Source organism: Pseudorhodoferax aquiterrae (assembly GCF_014652235.1).
Classification (GTDB): Bacteria; Pseudomonadota; Gammaproteobacteria; order Burkholderiales; family Burkholderiaceae_C; genus Pseudorhodoferax; species Pseudorhodoferax aquiterrae.
On record NZ_BMYK01000005.1, the window covers coordinates 273538 to 287634 of the forward strand.

Below are 14097 nucleotides of genomic sequence, written 5' to 3' on the forward strand. Positions count from 1 at the left end.
TTCCACATCGTCGACGAGTGAAGAGCTGGTGCAAAGCGCGTCGGGCCGGGTGAGACCCCCGCTCCGGCTTCAACGGTAGGTCAAGCAATTGAGAAGGAGCTTGCGATGCGTCTGACAACCAAAGGCCGTTTTGCGGTCACAGCCATGATCGATCTGGCCTTGCGCCAGAACAACGGTCCGGTCACGCTGGCGGCCATCAGCCAGCGCCAGCAGATCTCGCTGTCGTACCTGGAACAGCTGTTCGGCAAGCTGCGCCGCCACGACCTCGTGGAATCGACGCGCGGGCCGGGCGGCGGTTACACGCTGGGCCGCAAGGCCAGCGACATCACGGTGGCCGACATCATCGTCTCGGTGGACGAGCCCATCGACGCCACCCATTGCGGTGGCAAGGAAAACTGCCTGGGTGAGGCCGGCCGCTGCATGACACATGAACTGTGGGCCGCGCTGAACCAGCGCATGGTCGAGTTCCTCGACTCCGTGACGCTGCAAAAGCTCGTGGACGATCAGATCGCCAAGGGTGTTCAGGTGGAAAGCAAGCCCATGCTCAAGCGCGCCATCTCGCCGCAGCCGGTGGTCAAGCCGATCCGCGTGAATGCGCCCAACTCCGTGTTCGCGCTGGGCAACGCCTTCGCCAAATCCTGAATCGCCTGCGTTCGCCACTTCTTCAAGCCAGCCGCGACTGAAAGCTAGCCAATGTCAAGCACGCCCCATTTCCCGATCTACATGGACTACAGCGCCACCAACCCCTGCGATGAGCGGGTGGTGGACGCGATGATCCCGTGGCTGCGGGAGCACTTCGGCAACCCCGCGTCGCGCAGCCATGCCTGGGGCTGGGAAGCCGAGGCCGCGGTCGAGAAGGCGCGCGAGCACGTTGCCGCCCTGGTCGGTGCCGACCCGCGCGAAATCATCTGGACCTCCGGCGCGACCGAGTCCGACAACCTCGCCATCAAGGGCGCCGCCCAGTTCTACAAGGGCAAGGGCAAGCACATCATCACGGTCAAGACCGAGCACAAGGCCGTGCTGGACACCTGCCGCGAACTGGAGCGCCAGGGCTTCGAGGTGACCTACATGGACGTGCAGCCCGACGGGCTGCTGGATCTGGCGGCGTTCGAGGCCGCGATCCGCCCTGACACCATCCTCGCCAGCGTGATGTTCGTGAACAACGAGATCGGCGTGATCCAGGACATCGCCGCCATCGGCGAGATCTGCCGCGCCAAGGGCGTGGTGTTCCATGTCGACGCCGCGCAGGCCACCGGCCGCGTCGAGATCGACCTCGGCAAGCTCAAGGTCGACCTCATGAGCCTGACGGCGCACAAGACCTACGGCCCCAAGGGCATCGGTGCGCTCTATGTGCGCCGCAAGCCGCGCATCCGGATCGAGGCGCAGATGCACGGCGGCGGCCACGAGCGCGGCATGCGCTCGGGCACGCTCCCCACGCACCAGATCGTCGGCATGGGCGAGGCCTACCGCATCGCCAAGGAAGAGATGGCGGCCGAGAACCAGCGCATCCAGGCGCTGCACGACCGCATGCTCAAGGGCCTGCAGGACATCGAGCAGGTGTTCGTCAACGGCCACGCCACCCGACGCGTGCCGCACAACCTGAACATGAGCTTCAACTTCGTGGAAGGCGAGTCGCTGATCATGGGCATCAAGGGCCTGGCGGTGTCCAGCGGCTCGGCCTGTACCTCGGCCAGCCTGGAGCCCAGCTACGTGCTGCGTGCGCTGGGCCGCAGCGACGAACTGGCGCACAGCAGCCTGCGCATGACGATCGGCCGCTGGACCACCGAAGCCGACATCGATTACGCCGTGCAGACCATCCGCCAGAACGTGGACAAGCTGCGCGAGCTGAGCCCGCTGTGGGAGATGTACCAGGACGGCGTCGACATCTCGTCGATCCAGTGGACGGCGCATTGAACACACAACCTACCGAGTGAGAGAACCATGGCTTATTCCGACAAGGTCGTAGACCACTACGAAAACCCGCGCAACGTCGGCTCCTTCGACAAGGGCGACGATTCCATCGGCACCGGCATGGTCGGCGCACCCGCCTGCGGCGACGTGATGAAGCTGCAGATCAAGGTCAACCCGCAGACCGGCGTGATCGAGGATGCGCGCTTCAAGACCTACGGCTGCGGTTCGGCCATTGCCTCGTCCTCACTCGTGACCGAGTGGGTCAAGGGCAAGACGCTGGACGAAGCCGCTGCGCTCAAGAACAGCCAGATCGCCGAAGAACTGGCGCTGCCGCCGGTCAAGATCCACTGCTCCATCCTGGCCGAAGACGCGATCAAGGCCGCCGTGGACGACTACCGCAAGAAGCGCGTCCACTGACCATGGCCGTGACCTTGACCGAGGCGGCCGCCCGCCATGTCAACCGCTACCTGGCCAAGCGCGGCAAGGGCGTCGGGGTGCGCCTGGGCGTCAAGACCACGGGCTGCTCCGGGCTGGCCTACAAGCTCGAGTACGTGGACGAGCCCGCGCCCGAAGACCTGGTGTTCGAAGACCACGGCATCAAGGTGATGGTCGATCCCAAGAGCCTGGCCTACCTGGACGGCACCAAGCTCGACTTCGTGCGCGAAGGTCTGAACGAGGGCTTCCGCTTCGAGAATCCGAACGAGCGCGACAAGTGTGGTTGCGGCGAAAGCTTCCGCGTCTGAGCCTGCGTTCTTCCCGGCAACCGCCATGGCGCACTGCGTGATGGCGGTTTTTTCTTGGGTGCGCCGTGCGTGCCCACCATGACGATGAACCTGCAGTCCACCGATTTCGAACTGTTCGATGTGCCGGCCCGCTTCGCGCAGGACCTCGACGCCTTGCAACTGCGTTGGAAGGCCTTGCAGCGCGAGGCCCATCCGGACCGTTTCAGCGCACAGGGCGCGGCGGCGCAGCGCGTGGCCATGCAGTGGTCGGTGCGCATCAACGAGGCCTGGCAACGTTTGCGTGACCCGTTGCGGCGTGCGGCCTACCTGTGCGAACTGCATGGCGCGCCGGTCGATGTGCACGGCAACACCAAGATGCCGCCGGCCTTCCTGGTCCAGCAGATGGAATGGCACGAGCAGCTCGACGAGGCGCGCAGTGCGCAGGACTTCGATGCGCTGGACCGCGAACTGGCCGCCACGCACGCCGAGGGGCTGGCGCGCTGCGCGCAGCTGCTGGACGAGGCAGGCGATTTCGCGGCGGCCGCGGCCGAAGTGCGTGCGCTGATGTTCATCGAACGCCTGCAGGCCAGCGTGGACGACAAGCGCGATGCCAGTGCGGCCGCAGGGGGCGCTGCTTCCGGGGGACAATGAAACCATGGCGCTTCTTCAGATTTCCGAACCCGGCTTCTCGCCCGATCCCCACCAGCGCCGCATCGCCGTCGGCATCGATCTGGGCACCACGCATTCGCTCGTGGCGGCCGTGCGTAACGGCGTGGCCGAGTGCCTGCCGGACGAACAGGGCCGCGTGATCCTGCCCTCGGTGGTGCGCTACCTGGCGCCCTCTGCCGGTGGTTCCGGCCGCCAGATCGGTCACGAGGCGCTGGCCGCGCAGACGAGCGATCCTGCCAACACCATCGCATCCGTCAAGCGGCTCATGGGCCGAGGCTCGGCCGACGCGGCCGCCGCGGGCTTGCCCTACCGTCTTGCGGTCGGCGAAGGTGCCGGCATGCTGCGCATCGAGACCGCGGCCGGCCCCAAGACACCCGTGGAGGTCAGCGCCGAGATCCTGGCCACGCTGCGGTTCCGCGCCGAAGACAGCTTCAACGACGACCTGCACGGCGCCGTGATCACGGTACCCGCCTACTTCGACGATGCCCAGCGCCAGGCCACCAAGGACGCGGCCCAACTGGCCGGCATCCATGTGCTGCGCCTGATCAACGAGCCGACGGCCGCCGCGATCGCCTACGGCCTGGACAACGCAGCCGAAGGCGTCTATGCCGTCTATGACCTGGGCGGCGGCACCTTCGACATCTCCATCCTGCGCCTGTCGCGCGGTGTGTTCGAGGTCATCGCGGCCGGCGGCGATTCCGCGCTGGGTGGTGACGACTACGACCATGCACTGGCCGACTGGGCCCAGCAGGCCAGCGGCGTGCAGGCCGAAGGGCCGCAGCAACAGGTCGCTTTGCGCCGTGCGGCGCGCGCGGCCAAGGAGCAACTCACGGACCAGGAGCGCACCACGCTGCGTGTGCAGCTCGGGGAGCGCGAACTTGCCGTCGAGGTGACGCGCGCCGACTTCGAGGCCAGCACGGCCGCGCTGACGGCCCGCACCATGGCCGCCGTGCGCAAGGCCTTGCGCGACGCCAAGCTCACGCCTGCCGATGTGCAGGGCACGGTGCTCGTCGGCGGTGCCACGCGCATGCCCCAGGTGCGTCGCGCGGTCGAGGCCTTCTTCGGCAAGCCGCCGCTGACCAATCTGAACCCCGACGAGGTCGTCGCGCTGGGCGCGGCCATCCAGGCCGACCAGCTGGCCGGCAACAGCGGTGCAGCCGATCTGCTGCTGCTGGACGTGATCCCGCTGTCGCTGGGCATCGAAACCATGGGTGGACTGGTCGAGCGCATCGTGCCGCGCAACCAGACCATCCCGACCGCGATGGCGCAGGACTTCACGACCTACCAGGACGGCCAGACCGCGCTGGCGCTGCATGTGGTGCAGGGCGAACGCGACCTCGTGGCCGACTGCCGCAGTCTGGCGCGCTTCGTCTTGCGCGGCATCCCGCCGATGGCGGCTGGGGCGGCGCGCATCCGCGTGACCTTCACGGTCGATGCCGATGGCCTGCTGACCGTCAGCGCGCGCGAGCAGACCAGCGGCGTGGAGGCCAGCGTGGACGTGAAGCCTTCCTATGGCCTCAGCGACGACGAGATCGCGCGCATGCTGCAGGACAGCTTCAGCACCGCAGGCCAGGACATGCAGGCCCGCGCATTGGTCGAGGCCCGCGTCGAGCTGGACCGCATGCTGCTGGCCACCCACAGCGCCCTGCAGGCCGATGGCGACCTGCTGCCGGCACCGGAGCGCGCCGCCATCGACGCGCTGGTCGCCGCCGCCCAGTCCGCGCGCGCGGCCGACCAGGTGCAGGCCATGACCGCGGCCACCGAAGCCCTGGCCAAGGGCACGGAGGCCTTCGCCGCCTTGCGCATGAACGCCGGCATCCGCAACGCCCTGTCCGGCAAGAACATCGAGTCCGTCTGATCCCCATGCCCGTCATCAAGGTCCTGCCCCATCCCGAATACTGTCCCGCCGGTGCCGAGCTGCGCGCCGCGCCCGGCACCAGCGTCTGCGAGGCCCTGCTCGACAACGGCATCGCCATCGAGCATGCCTGCGACATGAGCTGTGCCTGCACCACCTGCCACGTGATCGTGCGCCAGGGCTTCAACACCCTGGAGGCGCCCGAGGAAGAGGAGGAGGACCTGCTCGACAAGGCCTGGGGCCTGGAGCCGCAATCGCGCCTGTCCTGCCAGGTCATGCTGGGCAAGGACGATCTGACCGTGGAAATTCCCAAGTACACGATCAACCACGCCCGCGAGAACCACTGATGCGCCAGATCGTCCTCGACACCGAAACCACGGGCCTGTCGGCCGCCACCGGCGACCGCATCATCGAGATCGGCTGCGTGGAGCTGGTCAATCGCAAGCTGACCGGCAACAACCGCCACCTGTACCTGAACCCCGAGCGCGACAGCCACGAAGACGCGCTCAAGGTGCACGGCATCAGCAACGAGTTCCTGCGCGACAAGCCCAAGTTCGCCGAGATCGCCGACGAGTTGCTGGACTACCTGCGGGGCGCCGAGATCATCATCCACAACGCACCCTTCGACGTGGGCTTCCTGAACAAGGAACTCGAGTTGCTGGGCCGCGGCCCGATCACGGACATCGTGGGCAACGTGGTCGACTCGCTGGTGATGGCCAAGGAGATGTTCCCGGGCAAGCGCAATTCGCTCGATGCGCTGTGCGGTCGCCTGGAGGTCGACAACTCGGGCCGCACGCTGCACGGCGCCTTGCTCGACGCCGAGCTGCTGGCCGACGTCTACATCAACATGACGCGCGGCCAGGACGCGCTCTTGATCGAGGTCGAGACCACCGACGAAGCGGTCACCACCAGCGAGGTGCCGCGCATCGACCTGTCCAGCATCGTGCTGCCCATCCTCGTCGCCAGCGAGGACGAGCTCGCCGCGCACGAGGCCGTGTTGGCCCAACTCGACAAATCGACGGGTGGGAAAACAATTTGGCGGACGGCCGAAAAAACTATGGCATAATCACAGGCTTTCCTGAACAAGATTCAGGGCGGTTAGCTCAGGGGTAGAGCACTGCCTTCACACGGCAGGGGTCGCAGGTTCGAAGCCTGCACCGCCCACCAATCCGAAGCCTCGCAAGTCACCGACTTGCGGGGCTTTTTGGTTTTCTGTCGGGGCCGAAAGATGTGCCGTGCTGGCCGGTCGCGGGTGTCGCGCACGTCAGCCTGCCGGCCGTGCATGCCCGGGCATTCGTCGCTCATGCGCGGTACAGGACGATCGCGCCCGTGATGAGCAGGCACATGCTGGCATTGCACAGGCTGACCGCCACCGCCTTGTCCAGCCGCTGTCCGTTGTGCTCGTACAGCCAGGCGGCCATCGTTGCGTTGGCGCCCGTCCAGGTGACCCATGTCCACAGCGAGTGCTGTGTCGAGCTGGCGCTCTGGACAATGGCCAAGAGGGTCGGCAGGTAGGCCGCCACGCGCGCTGTGCTGAACAGCGCGAATGCCCAGGCCAGCCAGCGCAGATAGCGCTGCCGTCCGCGGTCGCTGGCGAGCGTGGCGCAGCGGCCCTGCCGGGCCTGCGCCGGTCCGGCCGCTTTCATGGCACCCGCACCAGGAAGACGCGGGCAAGACCCAGGTCCGTGAGCCGGTCCACCACCTGGGCCGCATGCCACATGTCGTCGCCGAACACCAGCACGGGCACGGTGAGCGGAAGTCCCTCCGCGATTTGCGCATCGCGGACGCGGTGCACCGCGGCGTCCATGCCCGGCACGCCGCAGCACCCCACGCGCACCGCGATCGGTTGCCGGCCCGGGGCGGCTTGCATCGCGCGGGCCTGGGCCTCGGTGACATACAGGCCGGCACGCGTGCGGTGGTCGGGGCTGGCGGGAACGGCGTCGGGGTCGGCCGGTGCGCGCTCGGCGCGCTGGTCGGGCAGGGGACGCACGGCCTGCGTCGCGGCAGCAGGCTCCTGTGCCTGCGCATTGCTCCAGCAGGCCAGGCACAGCACGGCCGCACCGGCCAGGTGTTCGGCAAAGCGGTTCATGGTGGTTCTCCTTGGCCTGCGCGTCATTCCTGGGCAGCGCTCTCGTTCCGGGCGAACGCCCGCCATGCCGAGGTGGCGGCCTCCACCGCCTCGGCCAGTTGCTGCGGCGTGCTGCCCAGCAGTTCTGCGCCACCGGCCTGCAGCGGCCCCTGGACCGCAGGGTCCTGCAGCACCTGGGCGACCGCCGCCGCCACCTTGTCTGCGATGGCCTGGGGCGCGCCGGCAGGCGCGAACAGCGCATTCCATGTGGGGAGCGTCGCCGGTGGCACGCCGAGTTCGGCGAGCGCTGGCACGTCCGGCAGCAGCGCGCTGCGCTGTGGCAAGGCCGTGGCCAGCATCCGCAGCCGGCCGGCCTTGACGTGCTGCAGGCCGCTGAGGATGGGGCCGAAGTTCATGTGTACCTGGCCGCCGATGAGGTCTGGCATCAGCTGTGTGCTGCCCTTGTACGGCACATGCCGGGCCTTCACGCCCATGGCCGCGAGGACATGGGCGGCCACCATGTACTCGCCGGACGTGCCGGTGGCGAAGTGCAATTGATCGGGATGCGCGCGCCCATAGGCCACCAGCTCGGTGAAGTTCTGCACCGGCAGCGCGCTGTTGACGAACAGCGCATACCCGAAACTCAGCACGTTGGACACCGGCGTGAGCTCGCTCAGGGCCTTGTAGGGAGCGGCCTTGTGCAGGAAGGGAAGCCCGGCCATCGAAGCCTGGGCCCACAGCAGCGTGTACCCGTCAGGCGGTGCCCCCATGACCGATTGCGCGGCGATGGCACCGCCGGCACCCGTCCGGTTCTCCACAACGACCGGCTGCGCCCAGGCTGCGCTGAGTGCCCGGGCCAGCAGGCGCGCGGCCGTGTCCGATGGTCCGCCAGCAGGCGTCGGGACGACGATCGTGACGGGGCGGCTCGGATAGGGGGCCTGCGCCGATGCGAGGCGGCTGCTTCCCCACAGCATGGACACCACGGCAAGACCCAGTGTTCGGCGATCGATGTGCATGACGGACTCCTTTGTTGCACCGGCCCGGGACGTGCGGGCGCTCGGTGCCTCCATCCTTGCCATCCGCCGCAGCGCGCGCATCGTCCGGTGGTCTGGCCGAGGTACCGGGGGCTGGTGCTTCGGAACCGGTACTTCGGTACCGGTTCGGCCACTGGCGCAGCGGGGGCGTGTGGCTAAGATGGAAGCAGCCGTTTCGAGGGGTCGGATCGCCATGACATTCGAATACCACCGCATCCGCGCAGACCGGCGCCGCCTCATCGCCGCGGCCGCCTGCAGCACCCTGGCACCACTGGCACGGGCCCAGCCGGGGCGCAGGGTCCGCATCGGCTGGCTGGGCTGGATCGGGGCCGAGGGCGCGTCGGCTTCCGCATCGGCCCTGGCAGCCTTTCGTGCCGGCCTGGCCGACCGCGGGTGGACCGAGGGGCGTGACCACGAGTTGCTGGTGCGCGACGGCGACCGCCAGCGCAGCGCCGAGCTCGCGGCCGAGTTGATCCGCGCCGAGGTCAGCGTGCTCGTGGCGCAGGGGCCGATGGTGTTCGGCGCAAAGACCGTCTCGGGAACGACGCCGGTCGTCTTCAACATCGGCGGCGACCCGGTCGAGGCCGGGCTGGTCGCCAGCCTCTCGCGCCCCGGGGGGAACTTGACGGGGCTCACCTCGCTGTCCACCGAATTGGCCGGCAAGCGTCTGGAATTGCTGAAGACGACCTTGCAGGGCGGCACGCACGTGGCCGTCGTCGCCAACGCCCTGCATGCGGGCGTTGCCGTCGAGCGTGCCGCGGTCCACGCGGCAGCCCTGCGTCTGGGGCTGACGCTGTCCTGGCACCCGCTGAGTTCGGCCAGCGATCTCGAAGTCGCGCTGCCCCGCATCGCCGCCGAAGGCGCCCATGGCCTGCTGGCGGTTCCCGACAACCTCATCAACAACCAGGCGCGGGTCCTGGCCCGGTTCACGGGCGCCCAGCGCCTGCCGAGCATTTCGGGCTGGGCCGCCTTCGTGGAGGCCGGCAACCTCATGAGTTACGGCCCGAACGTGCATGCCTACTACCGCCAGATGGCGGGAATCGCCGACCGGCTGCTGCGCGGCGCGCGTGCCGCCGATCTTGCCGTGGAGCAGCCGCGCGACATCGAACTGGTGGTCAGTGCCAAGGTGGCCCATGCGCTCGGCCTGGTCCTGCCCGCCGAATTGCAGCTGCGTGCCGACCGCTGGATCGACTGAACGCCGCTGGCCGGGCTGGTGGCGCAGCGCCCTGGGGCGGCGTTATGCGCTGGCCTTTTCGCTGCTGGTGTGCCTGCCCTTGCTGGCCTACGCGGCGCTGAGCGCCACGCTGGTGTACCGCCAGCAGCGTGAGGCGCTGGCGGCCGTGCAGGCTGCCCAGGCCGGCGCCGCCGCGGTGCGCATCCAGCAGTTCCTGCAGGCGATCGAGCTGCAGCTCGGTTGGCTCGCGGCCCTGCCGTGGACGCAGGACGCCGCGCCGCAGCGCCGGCTCGACGTGCTGCGCGCCCTGCGCCAGACGCAGGCCATCACCGACATCGCGCTCATCGACGGCAACGGCCGCGAACGTGTCGCCGAATCACGCCTGGAACTGAGCCGCATCGACTCCATGGCGGACCGCGCCGCCTCGCCCGCGTTCTCGGGTGCGCGCCAACGCCGCGGCACCTACTTCGGCGACGTCAACTTCCGCAAGGGCAGCGAGCCGTTCATGACGGTCGCCGTCGCCGGCCCGGGCGAAGCGGCGGGAGTGGCCATCGCCGAGGTCGGGCTCAAGTACATCTGGGACGTGGTCTCGAAGATCCGCATCGGAGACGCCGGCATCGTCTACGTGGTCGATCCGGCCGGGCGCCTGATCGCCCATCCGGACATCAACCTGGTGCTGCGCAACACCGATCTGTCGCGGACCCTGCAGGTGTTCGAGGCGCACCGCGGAAGCGGCGGCATGTCGCCGCCCCTGCGCATGGTGGGCACGCGCGGCGAGCCGGTGCTGGCCAGCAGCGTCGTGCTGGCGCCCCTGGGCTGGCGCGTGGTCGTCGAGCAGGGCTTGCAGGAGGCCGACGCGCCGATGTGGGCGAACGTGCGGAGCGCTCTGTGGGTGGCCGCAGTGGGCCTGCTCGCGGCGCTGTCGGCGGCCTTGTGGTCGGCATGGCGGATCGCCAGGCCGGTGCACGAGCTGGCCCGCGGCGCCGAGCGCATCGGAGCGGGCCAACTCACGCACCGCATCGCCCTGCGTTCGGGCGACGAACTGGAGCGGCTGGGGGCGTGCTTCAACGCCATGGCGGCGCAACTGCAGGCCAGCCATGACGACCTCGGGCGCCAGGTGGAAGACAGGACGCGGGAACTGTCGGATGCCAACCGCGCCAAGTCGCGCCTGTTGGCCGCCGCGAGCCACGACCTGCGCCAGCCGTTGCATGCGCTGAACCTGATGGTGGGGCAACTGCGGCTCGATCCCGATCTCGCCGAGCGCCAGCGCCTGGGCCAGCGCGTGGACCAGGCGATCGCGTCGATCAATGCCTTGTTCGACGGCTTGCTCGACGTGTCCAAGCTGGACGCGGGTGTGATCCGCCCGCAGGTCGAGGCCTTCCCGGTCCAGCGCCTGCTCGACCGCATGGACGTGGCGCACTCGGCGGCGGCGCGGGCCAAGGGTCTGGAGCTGCGCATCCGCGCCCACGGTGCCTGGATCTGCAGCGACCCGCTGCTGCTCGAGCGCGTGCTCGGCAATCTGGTCGGCAATGCCGTGCGCTACACGCGCAGCGGCGCCGTGCTGCTGGGCTGCCGCCGCATGCGCAGCGGGCTGCGCATCGCGGTGTGGGACACCGGCATCGGCATCGCGCCCGACAAGCAGGCGCGCATCTTCGAAGAGTTCTACCGGATTGCACCGCAGGACGGCGCCGCGGATGGCGGGCTGGGTCTGGGCCTGTCCATCGTGGCGGGCCTGGCCGAGGTCCTGGGCCATCAGGTGGCGGTGCGGTCGATTCCGGGACGGGGCTCGTGCTTCGCCATCACGGTGCCCGAGGTTGCCCGGCCAGTGCAGGCGGCTGCGCCGGCACCAGTGCCCGGGCTGGACGCGTTGCAGGGCCGCCGCGTGCTGGTCATGGACAACGACCCGCAAGTGCTGGAGAGCACGGCGCGGCTGCTCGAAGCCTGGGGCTGCCACGTCTATGCCGCACCCGGCATGTCCGGTGGCATCTCCTGCCCGGCCAATGGCATCGAGCTGCTGCTGGTCGACATGCGCCTGGACGATGGCGAGGACGGCATCGGCGCTGTGGCGCGCCTGCGCCGCAGGCTGGGGCGGGACGTGCCGGCACTGGTCATGACGGGCGATGTGTCCGTCGCCACGCGCGAATGCATCGCCGCCAGCGGTCTGCCCATGCTGGAAAAGCCGGCCCCGCCCTTGCGTCTGCGCTCGGCGCTGACGCGCCTGCTTCAGCGGGACTGATCGGGCGGGGGCAGGATCCAGCCCAGCCGCGTCACGGCCAGAACCGCCTCGGTCCGGCTGTCGACGCCCAGGGCGCGCAGGATGGCGGACACATGGTTCTTCACCGTCGGTTCCGCGAGCCCCAGGGCACGGCAGATCAGCTTGTTGTTGCGGCCTTGCATGAGCAGCGCAAGGACCTCGAGCTGGCGGCCGGTCAGGCCAAGGTCGCTGGGGCTCGCGCCGGCACCTGCCATGGACGGCGGCCTGGCGGCAGCGGCGGGCTGCAAGGCCATGGGTGGCACGTAGACGCCTCCGGCCAACACCAGGCCCAGGGCACCGGCGATGATCTCGTGCGGCTCGGTCTTGGGGATGTAGCCCACGGCACCTGCGGCAAGCGCCTCCTGCACCGTCTTGCGGTCCAGGTCGCCGGAGAGCACCACCACGGCCGTGCCGATGTGGTCCGTGCCGATCCTGCGCAACAGATCGAGCCCGGAGCCGTCGGGCAGCCTGAGGTCCAGCAGCACCAGGTCGATGCTGCCGGCGGCGTCCAGGGCGGCAAGCGCCTCGGCACCGGTCGCGGCCTGCTGGACGGTCGCGCCCTGCCGCAGGGACAGCAGCAGGGAGGCAAGCGCTTCGCGGACCAAGGGATGGTCGTCGACGACCAGGAACTGCATGGCGTCCAACATCATGGCTGTTGCAGGTCCCGCACGAAGGCCTCCAGCTGCACGGCCGACAGCGGACGGCTGAACAGGTAGCCCTGCGCCTCGTCGCAGCCCTGCTGGCGCAGGAAGCGCAACTGGGCCTCGGTCTCCACGCCTTCCGCGATGGTCTGCAGCCCCAGGCTGCTGGCCATGTGGATGATGGCGGAGACGATGGCGCGGTCGTCCGCGTCGACGCTGATGTCGCGCACGAAGGACTGGTCGATCTTGAGCTTGTAGGCCCGAAAGCGCTTGAGGTAGCTCAGCGAGGAATGGCCGGTGCCGAAGTCGTCGATCGACACGCGCAGGCCGCGCTCGTGCAATGCCTGCAGGACGGCGACGGCATGCTGCGGATCCTGCATCGCGGCGCCCTCGGTCAGCTCCAGTTCCAGATCCTGGGGAGCAAGGCCGGCCTCGTGCAGCACGTTGTCGATCAGCGCCGGCAGTTGGGTCTGTTGCAGTTGCATGGCCGACAGGTTGACGGCCATGGTCAGGCCCGGCAGGCCGCGGTCGCGCCAGGCCTTGAGCTGGAAGGCGGCGTTGCGCAATGCCCATTCGCCAAGGGTGCCCACCAGGCCGCACGCTTCGGCCAGTGGGACGAACTCCGCTGGCGGGACGTTGCCCAGCTCCGGATGGCGCCAGCGCAGCAGGGCTTCGACACCGGTCACATGGCCGCTGCGCAGGTCCACCATGGGCTGGAAGGCCAGCGTGAACTGCTGGCGTTCCAGTGCGCGGCGCAGTGCGTTCTCCATGGCCAATGCACGCACCGCCTCGGTCTGCATGGCCGGCGTGAAGAAGCGGTAGGCGCTGCCGCCGCTGCGCTTGGCCTGGTGCACGGCCGCATCGGCGCGCTGCGTGAGCGTGTCGAAGTCCTCGCCGTCCTGCGGGTACATCGCAATGCCGATGGACGAGGAAATGCTGAGCTCGCGCTGCGCGATGTCGTAGGCGGGCGCGGTGCGCGCCATGAGCTTGTCGGCCACATGGGCTGCACCATGCACGTCGGTCTCGGGCAGCACGAGCATGAACTCATCGCCACCCAGGCGGGCAACCAGGTCGCGCTCGCGCACGGCCGAACGCAGGCGCTTGGCCAGCGCCGCCAGCAACTGATCGCCGATGCGGTGACCCAGCGAATCGTTGACGTACTTGAAGCGGTCCAGGTCCAGGTGCAGCACGGCCAGCGGCTTGGGCCCGGCCTGCGCCTGGGCGATCGCCTGGCTGGCGTCGCGTGCCAGCAGCGTGCGGTTGGGCAGGTCGGTCAGCTCGTCGATGTCGGCCTGGCGCCAGGCGCGCGAGGCGCTCTCTGCGAACTGGGCGACCTGCTCCTGCAGCTGCCGCACCTGGCGCTGCAAGGCATCGACCTGGCCGGCATCGGTCAGCAGCCAGACCGTGCCAGCGTCGGGCCTGCCGGCGCACAGGGCTTGCGCACGTGCATGGCAGCGCAGCGTGCTGCCGTCGTGGCGCCGCAGCGTCAGGATCTCGTCGAAGATCTGGCCGGCCTTCAGCGCGGCCGCGCAGCGGCGCTCCACTTCGATCCACCGGGCGTCGTCCGCGTGCCAGGCGCGTGAGGACAGGCCCAGGAGCTCCTGTGTGGCGCGGCCCAGCATGGCGGCGAACGGCGCGTTGCAGTACTGCACGCGCAGGTCGCGCAGCCAGGCCACCCCGGCAGGAAGGGCCTGCAGCGCAAGGCCCAGCCCGTCGGACGGCAGGAGGAGCGTGGCAGAGTCATGCGACGCGAGCGTTGGGCCGGCCAT

Annotated in this window: 15 protein-coding genes and 1 tRNA gene; 11 read left to right on the plus strand and 5 right to left on the minus strand. The window is 69.2% G+C overall.

Translation table 11 applies throughout. The annotated features are described in order from the left end of the window. The first annotated feature begins 105 nt into the window (after positions 1–105). The 9 genes from iscR (at position 106) to IE209_RS11575 (ending at position 6324) form a co-directional block, all read left to right on the plus strand. Entirely contained in the window at positions 106–642 is a 537-nt protein-coding gene (iscR, locus tag IE209_RS11535; RefSeq protein WP_189687090.1) for a Fe-S cluster assembly transcriptional regulator IscR, read from the plus strand. A 51-nt stretch (positions 643–693) separates the two neighbouring features. Beyond that, positions 694–1914, plus strand: a complete 1221-nt coding sequence (locus IE209_RS11540; RefSeq protein WP_189687091.1) for an IscS subfamily cysteine desulfurase — start codon at positions 694–696, stop codon at positions 1912–1914. A gap of 27 nt (positions 1915–1941) precedes the next feature. Then, on the plus strand, positions 1942–2328 hold the full coding sequence (iscU, locus tag IE209_RS11545; protein ID WP_145546438.1) for a Fe-S cluster assembly scaffold IscU: 387 nt from the start codon (positions 1942–1944) through the stop codon (positions 2326–2328). A gap of 2 nt (positions 2329–2330) precedes the next feature. Next, on the plus strand, positions 2331–2654 hold the full coding sequence (gene iscA, locus IE209_RS11550) for an iron-sulfur cluster assembly protein IscA (protein WP_145546439.1): 324 nt from the start codon (positions 2331–2333) through the stop codon (positions 2652–2654). Positions 2655–2738: 84 nt separating this feature from the next. After that, entirely contained in the window at positions 2739–3284 is a 546-nt protein-coding gene (hscB, locus tag IE209_RS11555) for a Fe-S protein assembly co-chaperone HscB (RefSeq protein ID WP_189687155.1), read from the plus strand. 4 nt (positions 3285–3288) lie between these two features. Continuing rightward, positions 3289–5160, plus strand: a complete 1872-nt coding sequence (gene hscA / locus IE209_RS11560; protein ID WP_189687092.1) for a Fe-S protein assembly chaperone HscA — start codon at positions 3289–3291, stop codon at positions 5158–5160. A 5-nt stretch (positions 5161–5165) separates the two neighbouring features. After that, positions 5166–5504, plus strand: coding sequence for an ISC system 2Fe-2S type ferredoxin (gene fdx, locus IE209_RS11565; protein ID WP_189687093.1), 339 nt, complete (start codon positions 5166–5168; stop codon positions 5502–5504). Next, the gene (gene dnaQ, locus IE209_RS11570) at positions 5501–6223 is read left to right on the plus strand and encodes a DNA polymerase III subunit epsilon (protein ID WP_189687156.1); all 723 of its coding nucleotides are present in this window, start codon (positions 5501–5503) and stop codon (positions 6221–6223) included. The genes fdx and dnaQ overlap by 4 nt, the downstream gene beginning before the upstream one ends. A 26-nt stretch (positions 6224–6249) precedes the next feature. Further along, a tRNA-Val gene (locus IE209_RS11575) sits at positions 6250–6324 on the plus strand. A 134-nt stretch (positions 6325–6458) separates the two neighbouring features. Here the strand turns inward: IE209_RS11575 and IE209_RS11580 are convergent. The 3 genes from IE209_RS11580 to IE209_RS11590 are packed head-to-tail and all read right to left on the minus strand — an operon-like array spanning position 6459 to position 8322. Then, positions 6459–6803 (minus strand): hypothetical protein, encoded by a 345-nt coding sequence (locus IE209_RS11580; protein ID WP_189687094.1) that lies wholly within the window; start codon positions 6801–6803, stop codon positions 6459–6461. Beyond that, the gene (locus IE209_RS11585) at positions 6800–7246 is read right to left on the minus strand and encodes a hypothetical protein (RefSeq protein WP_189687095.1); all 447 of its coding nucleotides are present in this window, start codon (positions 7244–7246) and stop codon (positions 6800–6802) included. Before IE209_RS11585 ends, IE209_RS11580 begins: the two co-directional genes overlap by 4 nt. Positions 7247–7269: 23 nt before the next feature. Beyond that, positions 7270–8322, minus strand: a complete 1053-nt coding sequence (locus IE209_RS11590; RefSeq protein ID WP_189687096.1) for a Bug family tripartite tricarboxylate transporter substrate binding protein — start codon at positions 8320–8322, stop codon at positions 7270–7272. 130 nt (positions 8323–8452) lie between these two features. Between IE209_RS11590 and IE209_RS11595 the strand changes: the two genes are divergently transcribed. Continuing rightward, complete coding sequence (locus IE209_RS11595) at positions 8453–9454, plus strand: ABC transporter substrate-binding protein (RefSeq protein ID WP_189687097.1); 1002 nt, start codon at positions 8453–8455, stop codon at positions 9452–9454. Continuing rightward, positions 9432–11669 (plus strand): hybrid sensor histidine kinase/response regulator, encoded by a 2238-nt coding sequence (locus tag IE209_RS11600; protein ID WP_189687098.1) that lies wholly within the window; start codon positions 9432–9434, stop codon positions 11667–11669. The genes IE209_RS11595 and IE209_RS11600 overlap by 23 nt, the downstream gene beginning before the upstream one ends. Here the strand turns inward: IE209_RS11600 and IE209_RS11605 are convergent. Beyond that, complete coding sequence (locus IE209_RS11605; protein ID WP_229882810.1) at positions 11657–12337, minus strand: response regulator; 681 nt, start codon at positions 12335–12337, stop codon at positions 11657–11659. The two genes, IE209_RS11600 and IE209_RS11605, sit on opposite strands and share 13 nt — an antisense overlap. Next, positions 12334–14097, minus strand: a complete 1764-nt coding sequence (locus IE209_RS11610; protein WP_189687099.1) for a putative bifunctional diguanylate cyclase/phosphodiesterase — start codon at positions 14095–14097, stop codon at positions 12334–12336. Before IE209_RS11610 ends, IE209_RS11605 begins: the two co-directional genes overlap by 4 nt.

Coding starts and splice junctions, on each gene's coding strand:
- hscA (WP_189687092.1), top strand. CDS start 3,289: ATGGCGCTTCTTCAGATTTCCGAACCCGGCTTCTCGCCCGATCCCCAC.
- iscA (WP_145546439.1), top strand. CDS start 2,331: ATGGCCGTGACCTTGACCGAGGCGGCCGCCCGCCATGTCAACCGCTAC.
- iscU (WP_145546438.1), top strand. CDS start 1,942: ATGGCTTATTCCGACAAGGTCGTAGACCACTACGAAAACCCGCGCAAC.
- IE209_RS11540 (WP_189687091.1), top strand. CDS start 694: ATGTCAAGCACGCCCCATTTCCCGATCTACATGGACTACAGCGCCACC.
- fdx (WP_189687093.1), top strand. CDS start 5,166: ATGCCCGTCATCAAGGTCCTGCCCCATCCCGAATACTGTCCCGCCGGT.
- iscR (WP_189687090.1), top strand. CDS start 106: ATGCGTCTGACAACCAAAGGCCGTTTTGCGGTCACAGCCATGATCGAT.
- IE209_RS11585 (WP_189687095.1), bottom strand. CDS start 7,246: ATGAACCGCTTTGCCGAACACCTGGCCGGTGCGGCCGTGCTGTGCCTG.
- IE209_RS11610 (WP_189687099.1), bottom strand. CDS start 14,097: ATGGCCGGCCCAACGCTCGCGTCGCATGACTCTGCCACGCTCCTCCTG.
- IE209_RS11580 (WP_189687094.1), bottom strand. CDS start 6,803: ATGAAAGCGGCCGGACCGGCGCAGGCCCGGCAGGGCCGCTGCGCCACG.
- IE209_RS11590 (WP_189687096.1), bottom strand. CDS start 8,322: ATGCGCGCGCTGCGGCGGATGGCAAGGATGGAGGCACCGAGCGCCCGC.
- IE209_RS11595 (WP_189687097.1), top strand. CDS start 8,453: ATGACATTCGAATACCACCGCATCCGCGCAGACCGGCGCCGCCTCATC.
- IE209_RS11605 (WP_229882810.1), bottom strand. CDS start 12,337: ATGATGTTGGACGCCATGCAGTTCCTGGTCGTCGACGACCATCCCTTG.
- hscB (WP_189687155.1), top strand. CDS start 2,739: ATGAACCTGCAGTCCACCGATTTCGAACTGTTCGATGTGCCGGCCCGC.